This window comes from Streptomyces sp. NPDC091972 (assembly GCF_044756385.1).
GTDB lineage: Bacteria > Actinomycetota > Actinomycetes > Streptomycetales > Streptomycetaceae > Streptomyces.
In genome coordinates, this window is the sequence record NZ_JBIVSV010000007.1 from 504906 (window position 1) to 516588 (window position 11683).

Consider the following 11683-nt stretch of genomic DNA (forward strand, 5'->3'; position numbering starts at 1 on the left):
CCCCCTTTTGAGCAGGCAGGGAGCCGCGAGACCGATGTCCGAGCCGGAAGAGATCGACATCCACACCACCGCGGGCAAGCTCGCGGATCTCCAGCGTCGTATCGACGAGGCGACGCACGCCGGCTCCGAACGTGCCGTCGAGAAGCAGCACGCCAAGGGCAAGCTGACGGCCCGTGAGCGCATCGAACTGCTCCTCGACGAAGGCTCTTTCGTGGAGCTGGACGAGTTCGCCCGGCACCGCTCCACCAACTTCGGGCTGGAGAAGAACCGCCCGTACGGCGACGGGGTCGTCACCGGGTACGGCACGGTCGACGGCCGCCCCGTCGCCGTGTTCTCCCAGGACTTCACCGTCTTCGGCGGCGCGCTGGGCGAGGTCTACGGCCAGAAGATCGTCAAGGTGATGGACTTCGCGCTGAAGACCGGCTGCCCGGTCATCGGCATCAACGACTCCGGTGGTGCCCGTATCCAGGAGGGCGTGGCCTCGCTGGGCGCGTACGGCGAGATCTTCCGCCGCAACACCCACGCCAGCGGTGTCATCCCGCAGATCAGCCTGGTCGTCGGGCCGTGCGCGGGCGGGGCCGTGTACTCCCCGGCGATCACCGACTTCACGGTGATGGTCGACCAGACCTCGCACATGTTCATCACCGGTCCCGACGTCATCAAGACGGTCACCGGCGAGGACGTCGGTTTCGAGGAGCTGGGCGGCGCCCGCACCCACAACTCGGTGTCCGGCGTGGCCCATCACATGGCCGGGGACGAGAAGGACGCCGTCGAGTACGTCAAGCAGCTGCTGTCGTACCTGCCGTCCAACAACCTGTCCGAGCCGCCGGTCTACCCGGAGGAGGCGGACCTCTCGGTCACCGACGAGGACCGCGAGCTGGACACCCTGGTCCCGGACAGCGCGAACCAGCCGTACGACATGCACACGGTGATCGAACACATCCTGGACGACGCCGAGTTCTTCGAGACGCAGCCGCTGTTCGCGCCGAACATCCTCACCGGCTACGGCCGTGTCGAGGGCCACCCGGTCGGCATCGTCGCCAACCAGCCGATGCAGTTCGCCGGCTGTCTCGACATCACCGCGTCGGAGAAGGCGGCCCGCTTCGTCCGCACCTGCGACGCCTTCAACATCCCGGTGATCACCTTCGTGGACGTCCCCGGCTTCCTGCCGGGCGTCGACCAGGAGCACGACGGCATCATCCGCCGCGGCGCCAAGTTGATCTACGCCTACGCGGAGGCCACGGTCCCGCTGATCACGGTGATCACCCGCAAGGCCTTCGGCGGCGCGTACGACGTCATGGGCTCCAAGCACCTCGGCGCGGACATCAACCTCGCCTGGCCCACCGCCCAGATCGCCGTGATGGGCGCCCAGGGCGCGGTGAACATCCTGCACCGCCGCACGATCGCGGAGGCCGAGGCCGCCGGGGACGCGGAGGCGACCCGGGCCCGGCTGATCCAGGAGTACGAGGACGCCCTCCTCAACCCCTACATCGCGGCCGAGCGCGGCTACATCGACTCCGTGATCATGCCGTCGGACACACGCCGCCATGTCGTCAGGGGCCTGCGCCAGCTGCGCACCAAGCGCGAGTCCCTGCCTCCGAAGAAGCACGGCAACATCCCCCTCTAGCCCTGCCGGGAGCCGTCATGAACATCAAGGTCGTACGGGGAAACCCCACCCCCGAGGAGCTCGCCGCCGCCCTGGCGGTGGTCCGGGCCCGCGCCGCGGCGGCGACCTCGTCGCCGTCCGGCGCGGAGGAGCGGAAGGCCGCGTGGTCCGATCCGTCCCGCATCGCGGGCCGCCGCCTGCCCCAGCCGGGGCCGACGGCCTGGTCCCGCACGTACTGGCCGGCCTAGAGGACGGCCGCCAGCGCTTCGGCCATCACCTCGTATCCGAGATCGTTCGGATGCAGGTGATCGCCGAAGTCGTACGACGGACGCAGCCGGTCCGGGTCGTCCGGATCGGCCATCACACGGGCGAGGTCCACCACCGCGTCGTACTCGCCGGAGCAGCGGGTCCACTCGTTCACCTCGTGCGCGACCTTCGCCGCGTGCTCGCCCCAGTGGTCCGAGCCCTCGAACGGCAGCAAGGTGCTCCCGATCATCCGCAGCCCTCGCGCCTGCCGTATCAACTCGCGGTGAGCGGCGATGAGTTCGGCCGCCTCCACCACCGGTGCGGGCTTGTAGGTGGGCTGTTCGTCGGTCTCGCTGAAGCCGATGTCGTTGAGCCCCAGCAGCACGACCGCCGTGTCCACCCCGGCGAGCTCCAGCACGTCCCGCCGGAACCGCCGCACCCCTCGCTCGCCGTACCAGGCGGAGTCGTTGAGCAGCAGGTTCCCGCCGATCCCGGCGTTGAGCACGGGCCGCCCGCTCAACCGGGCCAGCGCGTCCGACCAGCGGCGGTCCGCCCCCACCGGGAGCCGAACCCGTCCGTGAGGGAGTCCCCGAACAGGGCGATCCCGTCCGTGCGCCCGGCGTCCGTCTCGACGGCGGCCAGGAAGTACCAGGACTCGCTCACCGCGTCGAAGCCCTGCCCGCCCGTGTCGGTCAGCAGATCGCCCTGTCCGCGGTAACTCGGTGCGAAGGCCTGGGCGTGGAAGGTCGCGGGGCCGGTCGCGGCGTCGAAATGCAGGGTGACCGTCACCGACTCCCCCGCCGCCACGGGGAGTTCGACCGGCTCGCTCACCAGTGAGCCCCGGGCCGGTATCTCGTCCGCGAGGGCGAGGGTGCGCAGCGATCCCGGCTCGACGCCCGCGCCGGTGGCCGTACGGCCGATCGTCGCGCCCGCGAGCCGGACCGGTGAGGTGCCGTACGCGTGGGACAGCCGGACCCGCACCCGGCGCCCTCCCGCCGACAGCCTGACGACCTGGCGCACGGACTGCCGCCAGAAGCCCTCGCGGGACCAGTTGGGGGTGAAGCCCTCGGCGGGAAGCTGGGGCGAGGCGGACCAGGCGGTGGTGAACACGGACGTACCCCTCTCTCTCGACTGCTAATGGAACCACAGTACCGTTAGAGAAGTTGAGTACGCGTACTCAGGCGCCCTCCGCGAAATCGCCCCACGCTGGAAACCATGCTGTGGTCCGACCCCGAGAACGAACCGCCGAAGGAACTGCGCGACATGCAGGACATGCTTCGGCGACTGAGCGTCTTCCTGGCGCTGGCCATGGTGCTCGCGATGATCGTGATCGGGTTGCGCTGACCGGCACTACGCTGACCGCATGACCGATCAGCCGCGCCGCCGACTCGTGCTCGCCTCCCAGTCCCCCGCCCGGCTGGGCCTGCTGCGACAGGCCGGCCTCGCTCCCGAGGTGCTCGTGAGCGGGGTCGACGAGGACGCCGTCACCGCCCCCACCCCCGCCGAACTGGCCCTCGCCCTCGCCGAGGCGAAGGCCTCCGTCGTGTCCGCGAAACCCGAGGTCAAGGGTGCGCTGGTGATCGGCTGCGACTCGGTGCTCGACCTGGACGGCGAGGCCCTCGGCAAGCCGGCCGACGCCGAGGAGGCGACGGCCCGCTGGAAGGCGATGCGCGGCCGCGCGGGCACCCTTCAGACCGGCCACTGCGTCTACGACACCACGAGCGGCCGGTACGTCTCGGCGGTCGCCTCCACCGTCGTCCGCTTCGGCGAGCCGACCGACGAGGAGATCGCCGCGTACGTCGCCTCCGGCGAACCCCTCCACGTCGCCGGGGCGTTCACGCTGGACGGCCGTTCGGCCCCGTTCATCGAGGGCATCGACGGCGACCACGGCAACGTCATCGGCCTCAGCCTGCCGCTGCTGCGCCGCCTGCTGTCCGACCTGGGCGTCGGCATCACGGAACTGTGGACCCCGACGGAGGCGTGAGCGCCACCCCCACGCCGAGGCGAGCGCCGCCGTCCGGCCCGTCCGACGGCATCACGGGGTGGCGAGCACCGACGAAGGCATGAGCGGCGCCTTACGGCCCCCTTCGGCTCCTCGACACCCTCGGACGCCACGTCCACGACGCCAGGGCGCCCAACCTCAGGCAGCCACCACCACCCCAACTGTTGGCGGGCCAAGCGCCCTCGGACGCCGCGTTCATGACGCCGGGGCGCCCGGCCTCAGGGCGCCGACGGGACGAGCGCCCGGACAGGGGGGCGCGAGGACCGGCGGAGGCGGGAGCAGCGCAGCGCGAAGTCCCCTCCGCCTCCTCGGGCGCCGAGGTGCCCGGCCTCAAGACGGCCCTGCCGCCCCGACCGGTCGGGTGTCCCCGTCACGGAGTGGTCGGTGCCGGTGGAGGGTTGAGGGGGGAGCCGCCTACGGCCGGGGGGTCTTCCGGGCCCTCGGGGTCACCGGGGCCCGGAGTGGCGTGCGGCTCCGCCGCGACCGGGCCGCGCCGGCCGTCGTAGGTGACCAGGACGAGCACGATCAGGCCGAGCATCACGATCATGAAGAGGAACTGGGGGCGGCCGATCAGGGCCCAGGCGACCGCGGCCAGCAGGCCGTGCACCACGGCGGCGCTGATCAGCAGGATCCGGCCGAGCCCGGCGGGCTGCCGGTCGCGTACCGCCACCAGCAGGGCGACCAGCGCGCACAGCGCGAAGTACAGGCCGAAGACGATCCCGCCGATCTTCGAGGACATCGACATCGCGTCCGGGTCCAGGCCGGCCAGTGACATGTTCTGCGCGTCGACGAGATTGCCCATGATCCAGTTCAGCATCGCCACGCCGAACGCCTCCGCGAAGAGGACGACCGCCACGACCCACGCCACCGGCCTGCGTATCACCGGTCCCCACCCACTTTCGAGCCGTGCTCTTGTTACCCGAAGTACGTTCGATACAGCGCGAACGCTACTAACGGGTAAACCGCGGGACAAGGGTTCGGCCGCGGGCAAAGAATCATTGGGCCATTCGTAGGGACTCCACAAAGAATCGGAGTGGTCCGCAGCACGCTCTCACAGAGACCTTGACCACAGAGGAGGGCTAGGGTTTCCGGGAGGAGTCCTGCGTACCGCGGTGCGACAAGGGATTTCGCGGGTCGTGCAAGCTCGCATCACGCTCCGTGTGGGGAAGCTCACCACAGGGGACGGGTCGAAGAGCCGTGTCGGCAGTCCCTAAACTCGGCTTGTTTCAAGGAGGGAGCCTCAATCGTGCGCAAGGTGCTCATCGCCAACCGTGGCGAAATCGCTGTCCGCGTTGCCCGGGCCTGCCGGGATGCCGGTATCGCGAGCGTGGCCGTGTACGCCGACCCGGACCGGGACGCTCTGCATGTCCGCGCCGCGGATGAGGCGTTCGCTCTGGGCGGTGACACCCCGGCCACCAGCTACCTGGACATCGAGAAGGTCCTGGGGGCCGCGCGTGAGTCGGGCGCGGACGCCATCCATCCGGGCTACGGCTTCCTCTCCGAGAACGCCGAGTTCGCGCAGGCGGTCCTGGACGCGGGCCTGATCTGGATCGGCCCGCCCCCGCAGGCCATCCGCGACCTGGGCGACAAGGTCGCCGCCCGGCACATCGCCCAGCGCGCCGGCGCCCCCCTGGTGGCGGGCACCCCCGACCCGGTCTCCGGTGCCGACGAGGTCGTGGCCTTCGCCGAGGAGCACGGCCTGCCCATCGCCATCAAGGCCGCCTTCGGCGGTGGCGGTCGCGGCCTGAAGGTCGCCCGCACCCTCGAAGAGGTCCCCGAGCTGTACGACTCCGCGGTCCGCGAGGCGGTCGCCGCCTTCGGCCGCGGCGAGTGCTTCGTCGAGCGCTACCTGGACCGCCCCCGGCACGTGGAGACCCAGTGCCTGGCCGACAAGCACGGCAACGTGGTCGTCGTCTCCACCCGTGACTGCTCCCTCCAGCGCCGCCACCAGAAGCTGGTCGAGGAGGCGCCCGCGCCCTTCCTCTCCGACGAGCAGGTCGCCGAGCTGTACCGCGCCTCCAAGGCCATCCTCAAGGAGGCCGCCTACGAGGGTGCCGGCACCTGCGAGTTCCTGGTCGGCCAGGACGGCACCATCTCCTTCCTGGAGGTCAACACCCGCCTCCAGGTCGAGCACCCGGTCACCGAGGAGGTCTCCGGCATCGACCTGGTGCGCGAGATGTTCCGCATCGCCGACGGCGAGGAACTGGGCTACGGCGACCCCGAACTGCGCGGCCACTCGTTCGAGTTCCGCATCAACGGCGAGGACCCGGGCCGTAACTTCCTCCCGGCCCCCGGCACGGTCACCAAGTTCGAGGCGCCCTCCGGTCCGGGCGTGCGCCTGGACGCGGGCGTGGAGGCCGGCTCGGTCATCGGCCCGGCCTGGGACTCCCTCCTCGCGAAGCTGATCGTCACCGGCGCCACCCGCGAGCAGGCCCTCCAGCGGGCCGCCCGCGCCCTGGACGAGTTCCAGGTCGAGGGCATGGCCACCGCCATCCCGTTCCACCGCGCGGTCGTCAAGGACCCGGCGTTCGCCCCGGAGCTGACCGGCTCCAGCGACCCGTTCACGGTCCACACCCGCTGGATCGAGACCGAGTTCGTCAACGACATCAAGCCCTTCGCGGCCCCGGCCGACACCGAGGCCGAGGACGACGCGGACCGCGAGACGATCGTCGTCGAGGTCGGCGGCAAGCGCCTGGAGGTCTCGCTGCCCTCCTCGCTCGGCATGTCCCTGGCCCGCACCGGCCTCGCCGCGGGCGCCAAGCCCAAGCGGCGGGCGGCCAAGAAGTCCGGCCCCGTCGCCTCCGGCGACACCCTCGCCTCCCCGATGCAGGGCACGATCGTCAAGATCGCCGTCGAGGAGGGCCAGGAGGTCAAGGAGGGCGACCTCGTCGTCGTCCTCGAGGCGATGAAGATGGAGCAGCCGCTCAACGCGCACCGGTCCGGCACCATCAAGGGCCTGACGGCGGAGGTCGGCGCGTCGATCACCTCGGGTGCGGCGATCTGCGAGATCAAGGACTGAGCGCACTTCGTACGCCCTTTGCCGCACAGGCATCCCGAGGCGCCCCGCGGACCGGAGCAGTCGGTCCGCGGGGCGCCTCGCTTCCCCGTCCCCCGAGACGGTGGTCTCACGCGGCCCGCGTCCAGCCGGTGCTCCGCGGGCGAGGGCCGGCCCGGCGCAGGCGAAGAAGGCCGCCATGACGAACGACAGCGTGGTCAGGGGCGCGAGGCCGAGCAGGGTCGTGCCGTTCACCACGGCGAGTCCATCGACCCCGTCGGCGACGGGGGATGGTCGTAGATCACCATCGGGTCGGCGTGGAAGACGCCCGCGGGCACGAGCCCCGTCACCGCGGTCCCCGGTTCCCGCTCCACCACCCGACGCACGTCGGCCCCGCTGATCTCGATGCCACTCTCCCGGCGCCGCTCTCGCCAGAGACGCTCCCTGGGAAAGAACCTACGGCTTCCGCCGACCGGGTGAACCGGTCCGTACGGATCGCCGGGGCGCGCGGAAGGCGTGCTGAGCTGGGCCCCCGTCGGCCAGGCACCGCCCGAGCGGTCCCGCCCCGAACCGGGCCGCGGCCACGCCTCCCCCGGGACGCGCGGCGGCATCACCGCGTCGCAGGAATCAGCGGCGGCGCAGGTCCGCCACCCGGGCCCGTTCCGCCGCCGGGGTCGGTTCGCCCAGGGTCGTGGCGGTGCGGAGAGAGGGGCCCGCCGACGGGAGCTGGCTGCGGCGGGGGCCCGGCACGGGCACGTCCCGGCGCTCTTGGCGGCGCGCCGGGACCTGATCACCCCCCGGCGCTCCCGACGCACCGGCCACGGCGATCTGCACCCCCTGGTCGGCGAGCGCCTGGAGTTCGGTCGCGGCCCGGTCGTCGTGGGCCGGGGGCTCGTCCGTGACCAGCCGTGTGATCACGTCCGTCGGCACGGTCTGGAACATGGTGTCGGTGCCCAGCTTGGTGTGGTCGGCGAGGACCACGACCTCCGCGGCGGCCTGCACCAGCGCCCGGTCCACGGACGCCGACAGCATGTTGGACGTGGACAGGCCGCGCTCGGCGGTGAGCCCGCTCCCGGAGAGGAAGGCCCGCGAGACTCTGAGCCCCTGGAGCGACTGTTCCGCCCCCGAGCCGACCAGGGCGTAATTGGAACCGCGCAGGGTGCCGCCGGTCATCACGACCTCCACCCGGTTGGCATGGGCGAGTGCCTGGGCCACCAGGAGGGAATTGGTCACGACGGTCAGCCCGGGGACCCGGGCGAGCCGGCGCGCCAGCTCCTGGGTGGTGGTACCCGCCCCCACCACAATGGCCTCGCCTTCTTCGACGAGACCCGCGGCGAGATCGGCGATGGCCGTCTTCTCGGCGGTCGCGAGATGCGATTTCTGCGGAAAGCCGGACTCCCGCGTGAACCCGCCCGGCAATACCGCACCGCCGTGCCGGCGGTCGAGGAGTCCTTCTGCCTCCAGCGCGCGCACGTCCCGCCGTACGGTCACTTCGGAGGTCTGGACGACGCGGGCGAGCTCACGGAGCGACACGGCCCCATTGGCTCGCACCATTTCGAGGATCAATTGGCGACGTTCTGCAGCGAACACGAAACTGACAGTAACCCCAACGACCGTCTGGTTTCAGCAGTTTGCGCCGAATTACAGAAGTTGTTCGCACAGTAGGACGGGAGGTGGTATAGGGCCTAATCTTCCCGCCTATGCCGCACGAATGGTCGACAACTCCCTGTGACCAGGCAGGAATCGCTTTCGGCCGTCAGGCCCCGCCGGTCTCCTTGCGCGTGTGCAACTGCCGTGCCACCTCGGCGATCGACCCCGAAAGGGAGGGGTAAACGGTGAACGCGTTCGCGATCTGTTCGACCGTCAGATTGTTGTCGACCGCGATCGAGATGGGGTGGATCAGTTCCGAGGCGCGGGGCGCGACGACGACACCGCCGACGACGATCCCGGTACCGGGCCGGCAGAAGATCTTGACGAAGCCGTCGCGGATGCCCTGCATCTTGGCGCGCGGGTTGCGCAGCAGCGGCAGCTTCACGACCCGGGCGTCGATCTTCCCGCCGTCCACGTCGGCCTGCGAGTACCCGACGGTGGCGATCTCGGGGTCGGTGAAGACGTTCGACGAGACGGTCTTGAGGTTCAGCGGGTTCACCGTGTCGCCGAGGAAGTGGTACATGGCGATGCGCCCCTGCATGGCGGCGACGGAGGCGAGCGCGAACACCCCGGTCACGTCACCGGCGGCGTACACACCGGGAGCCGTCGTCCGGGACACCTTGTCGGTCCAGATGTGCCCGGACTCGCGCAGCTTGACGCCCGCTTCCTCCAGTCCCATCCCGGCGCTGTTCGGAATGGCGCCGACGGCCATCAGGCAGTGCGAGCCGGTGATGACCCGCCCGTCCGCCAGCGTGACCTCGACCCGGTCCCCGACCCGTTTGGCGGACTGGGCGCGGGAGCGGGCCATGACGTTCATGCCGCGCCGGCGGAAGACGTCCTCCAGCACGGCGGCCGCGTCCGGGTCCTCCCCGGGCAGCACCCGGTCCCGGGACGACACGAGCGTCACCTTGGAGCCGAGCGCCTGGTAGGCCCCGGCGAACTCGGCGCCGGTGACACCGGAGCCGACCACGATGAGCTCTTCCGGCAGCTCGTCGAGGTCGTAGACCTGGGTCCAGTTGAGGATGCGCTCGCCGTCGGGCTGGGCGTCGGGCAGTTCACGGGGATGCCCGCCCGTGGCGATGAGCACCGCGTCCGCGACGAGCGTCTCCTCGCTCCCGTCGGCGGCCCGCACGACGACCTTCCGCGACCCGTCGAGGGACTGCATGCCCTCGAGCCGGCCACGCCCGCGCAGCACGCGCGCACCCGCTCGCGTCACGGAAGCCGTGATGTCGTGCGACTGGGCGAGGGCGAGCCGCTTCACACGACGGTTGACCTTCCCCAGATCGACGCCGACCACCCGGGCGGCCTGCTCCAGTGGTGGGGTGTCATCGGCGACGATGATCCCCAGCTCCTCGTAGGACGAGTCGAAGGTCGTCATGACCTCGGCCGTAGCGATAAGGGTCTTCGACGGCACGCAGTCGGTCAGCACCGACGCCCCGCCCAGGCCGTCGGCGTCGACGACGGTCACCTCCGCGCCGAGCTGGGCGGCCACCAGGGCCGCCTCGTATCCGCCGGGTCCGCCACCGATGATCACGATCCGAGTCACGTACTCCATTGTCCCGCACGAGCCGGGGTGCCACGGCCTGGGGGGCACCCCGAGACGCCACTGTTACGGGAGAGACACCGGGGAAGGCTGCCGTACCCTCGTCGCATGTCGCTCTACGCCGCCTACGCCGGCAACCTCGACGCGCGGCTGATGACCCGCCGCGCCCCGCACTCGCCGATGCGCGCCACGGGGTGGCTGAACGGCTGGCGGCTGACCTTCGGCGGTGAGCACATGGGCTGGGAAGGGGCGCTGGCCACGATCGTCGAGGACCCCCTCTCCCAGGTGTTCGTGGCGCTCTACGAGATCGCCCCCGCCGACGACGAGTCCATGGACCGCTGGGAGGGCGTGGGCCTGGACATCTACCGCCGTACGCGCATGCGGGTCCACACCCTGGAGGGTGAGGAACAGGCCTGGACGTACGTCCTCAACGGCTACGAGGGCGGTCTGCCCTCCGCCCGCTACCTGGGCGAGATCGCGGACGCGGCGGAGTCCGCGGGCGCCCCGCACGACTACGTGATGGAACTCCGCAAGCGCCCCTGCTGAAGGAGCCGGGCCGCCGGTTGGTTGGAAACGACAAGACAACGATCGCCATCCCGTCAGCTCTGTCATCTACGCGCGTAGGCCCGGACCGGCTACCCTCGTCCGCGTGAACGCATCTCTTCTTCCGGACGACATCCAGGGCGCCACCCCCGCTGAACCGAGGGTCGCCGCCGACGCCGCCGCCGCGCGCCTGCGCGAACTGACCGGCGCCGAGACCCACGACGTCGCCCTCGTGATGGGCTCCGGCTGGGCACCGGCCGTGGACGCCCTCGGCACCCCCGAGGCCGAGTTCCCGGTCACCGAGCTGCCCGGTTTCCCGCCGCCGGTGGTGGAGGGACACGGCGGCAAGATCCGCTCGTACAGGATCGGTGAGAAGCGGGCCCTGGTCTTCCTCGGCCGCACCCACTACTACGAGGGCCGGGGCGTCGCGGCCGTGGCCCACGGCGTGCGCACCGCGGTCGCGGCCGGCTGCAAGACGATCGTCCTCACCAACGGCTGCGGCGGCCTGCGCGAGGGCATGCGCCCCGGCCAGCCGGTCCTGATCAGCGACCACATCAACCTCACGGCGACCTCCCCGATCATCGGCGCGAACTTCGTCGACCTGACCGACCTCTACTCGCCCCGCCTGCGCGCCCTGTGCAAGGAGATCGACCCCAGCCTGGAGGAGGGCGTCTACGCCCAGTTCCCCGGCCCGCACTACGAGACCCCCGCCGAGATCCGCATGGCCCGCGTGATCGGCGCGGACCTGGTGGGCATGTCGACGGTCCTCGAGGCGATCGCCGCGCGCGAGGCGGGTGCGGAGGTCCTGGGCATCTCCCTGGTGACGAACCTCGCCGCGGGCATGACGGGCGAGCCCCTGAACCACGAGGAAGTCCTCCAGGCGGGCCGTGACTCGGCGACACGGATGGGTTCACTGCTGGCGCAGGTACTCGGCCGCATCTGAGAGACCACCCAGGGATGTGCCGGGTGCGGCGGCCGGGCGACCACACGGCCGGTGGGAGCCGGTCGCGCAGTTCCCCGCGCCCCTAGGGGGTGGCAGTGGACGCCCGCCACGACGGGCCGTTGGCCGCGTACGGCGGTGAGGGGACGGGGTGGGGG

Annotated in this window: 13 protein-coding genes; 7 read left to right on the forward strand and 6 right to left on the reverse strand. The window is 71.1% G+C overall.

Translation table 11 applies throughout. The features are described 5' to 3' along the window. The first annotated feature begins 34 nt into the window (after nucleotides 1-34). Nucleotides 35-1627, forward strand: a complete 1593-nt coding sequence (locus tag ACIQJT_RS23795; protein WP_365455549.1) for an acyl-CoA carboxylase subunit beta — start codon at nucleotides 35-37, stop codon at nucleotides 1625-1627. A gap of 17 nt (nucleotides 1628-1644) precedes the next feature. Next, nucleotides 1645-1854 carry an acyl-CoA carboxylase epsilon subunit gene (locus ACIQJT_RS23800; protein WP_365455552.1) on the forward strand — a complete coding sequence of 70 codons (210 nt, stop codon included), beginning with the start codon at nucleotides 1645-1647 and terminating at the stop codon, nucleotides 1852-1854. On the opposite strand, the gene ACIQJT_RS23805 is transcribed toward ACIQJT_RS23800, so the two are convergent. Together ACIQJT_RS23805 and ACIQJT_RS23810 are read right to left on the reverse strand one after the other, a co-directional pair. Continuing rightward, nucleotides 1851-2411 (reverse strand): GDSL-type esterase/lipase family protein, encoded by a 561-nt coding sequence (locus tag ACIQJT_RS23805; RefSeq protein ID WP_402646457.1) that lies wholly within the window; start codon nucleotides 2409-2411, stop codon nucleotides 1851-1853. The two genes, ACIQJT_RS23800 and ACIQJT_RS23805, sit on opposite strands and share 4 nt — an antisense overlap. After that, complete coding sequence (locus ACIQJT_RS23810; RefSeq protein ID WP_402646459.1) at nucleotides 2369-2962, reverse strand: hypothetical protein; 594 nt, start codon at nucleotides 2960-2962, stop codon at nucleotides 2369-2371. Before ACIQJT_RS23810 ends, ACIQJT_RS23805 begins: the two co-directional genes overlap by 43 nt. A 105-nt stretch (nucleotides 2963-3067) precedes the next feature. Here ACIQJT_RS23810 and mmpB point away from each other — a divergent pair, with 105 nt between their 5' ends. Both mmpB and ACIQJT_RS23820 read left to right on the forward strand, forming a co-directional pair. After that, complete coding sequence (gene mmpB, locus ACIQJT_RS23815) at nucleotides 3068-3196, forward strand: morphogenic membrane protein MmpB (RefSeq protein ID WP_086724589.1); 129 nt, start codon at nucleotides 3068-3070, stop codon at nucleotides 3194-3196. Nucleotides 3197-3215: 19 nt separating this feature from the next. Further along, nucleotides 3216-3836 (forward strand): nucleoside triphosphate pyrophosphatase, encoded by a 621-nt coding sequence (locus ACIQJT_RS23820; RefSeq protein ID WP_365455557.1) that lies wholly within the window; start codon nucleotides 3216-3218, stop codon nucleotides 3834-3836. Between the two features lie 388 nt (nucleotides 3837-4224). On the opposite strand, the gene ACIQJT_RS23825 is transcribed toward ACIQJT_RS23820, so the two are convergent. Then, nucleotides 4225-4737 carry a hypothetical protein gene (locus tag ACIQJT_RS23825; protein ID WP_402646463.1) on the reverse strand — a complete coding sequence of 171 codons (513 nt, stop codon included), beginning with the start codon at nucleotides 4735-4737 and terminating at the stop codon, nucleotides 4225-4227. Between the two features lie 363 nt (nucleotides 4738-5100). Here ACIQJT_RS23825 and ACIQJT_RS23830 point away from each other — a divergent pair, with 363 nt between their 5' ends. Next, entirely contained in the window at nucleotides 5101-6873 is a 1773-nt protein-coding gene (locus tag ACIQJT_RS23830; protein ID WP_402646466.1) for an acetyl/propionyl/methylcrotonyl-CoA carboxylase subunit alpha, read from the forward strand. Between the two features lie 227 nt (nucleotides 6874-7100). On the opposite strand, the gene ACIQJT_RS23835 is transcribed toward ACIQJT_RS23830, so the two are convergent. The 3 genes from ACIQJT_RS23835 to ACIQJT_RS23845 form a co-directional block, all read right to left on the reverse strand. Next, nucleotides 7101-7235 (reverse strand): hypothetical protein, encoded by a 135-nt coding sequence (locus tag ACIQJT_RS23835; RefSeq protein WP_402646470.1) that lies wholly within the window; start codon nucleotides 7233-7235, stop codon nucleotides 7101-7103. A gap of 241 nt (nucleotides 7236-7476) precedes the next feature. Then, nucleotides 7477-8439 carry a DeoR/GlpR family DNA-binding transcription regulator gene (locus tag ACIQJT_RS23840; protein WP_365455572.1) on the reverse strand — a complete coding sequence of 321 codons (963 nt, stop codon included), beginning with the start codon at nucleotides 8437-8439 and terminating at the stop codon, nucleotides 7477-7479. Between the two features lie 166 nt (nucleotides 8440-8605). After that, a complete protein-coding gene (locus ACIQJT_RS23845; protein WP_365455575.1) occupies nucleotides 8606-10054 on the reverse strand; it encodes an NAD(P)H-quinone dehydrogenase in 1449 nt (482 codons plus the stop codon). Between the two features lie 96 nt (nucleotides 10055-10150). On the opposite strand from ACIQJT_RS23845, the gene ACIQJT_RS23850 reads away from it, so the two are divergent. After that, the gene (locus ACIQJT_RS23850; protein ID WP_053850908.1) at nucleotides 10151-10588 is read left to right on the forward strand and encodes a gamma-glutamylcyclotransferase; all 438 of its coding nucleotides are present in this window, start codon (nucleotides 10151-10153) and stop codon (nucleotides 10586-10588) included. A 103-nt stretch (nucleotides 10589-10691) separates the two neighbouring features. Then, nucleotides 10692-11528, forward strand: coding sequence for a purine-nucleoside phosphorylase (locus ACIQJT_RS23855; RefSeq protein ID WP_365455578.1), 837 nt, complete (start codon nucleotides 10692-10694; stop codon nucleotides 11526-11528). Nucleotides 11529-11683: the final 155 nt, after the last annotated feature.

Bases quoted from the DNA above. Each gene is read 5' to 3' on its own strand.
- ACIQJT_RS23795 (WP_365455549.1), top strand. From the start codon at position 35: ATGTCCGAGCCGGAAGAGATCGACATCCACACCACCGCGGGCAAGCTC.
- ACIQJT_RS23800 (WP_365455552.1), top strand. From the start codon at position 1,645: ATGAACATCAAGGTCGTACGGGGAAACCCCACCCCCGAGGAGCTCGCC.
- mmpB (WP_086724589.1), top strand. From the start codon at position 3,068: ATGCTGTGGTCCGACCCCGAGAACGAACCGCCGAAGGAACTGCGCGAC.
- ACIQJT_RS23820 (WP_365455557.1), top strand. From the start codon at position 3,216: ATGACCGATCAGCCGCGCCGCCGACTCGTGCTCGCCTCCCAGTCCCCC.
- ACIQJT_RS23845 (WP_365455575.1), bottom strand. From the start codon at position 10,054: ATGGAGTACGTGACTCGGATCGTGATCATCGGTGGCGGACCCGGCGGA.
- ACIQJT_RS23850 (WP_053850908.1), top strand. From the start codon at position 10,151: ATGTCGCTCTACGCCGCCTACGCCGGCAACCTCGACGCGCGGCTGATG.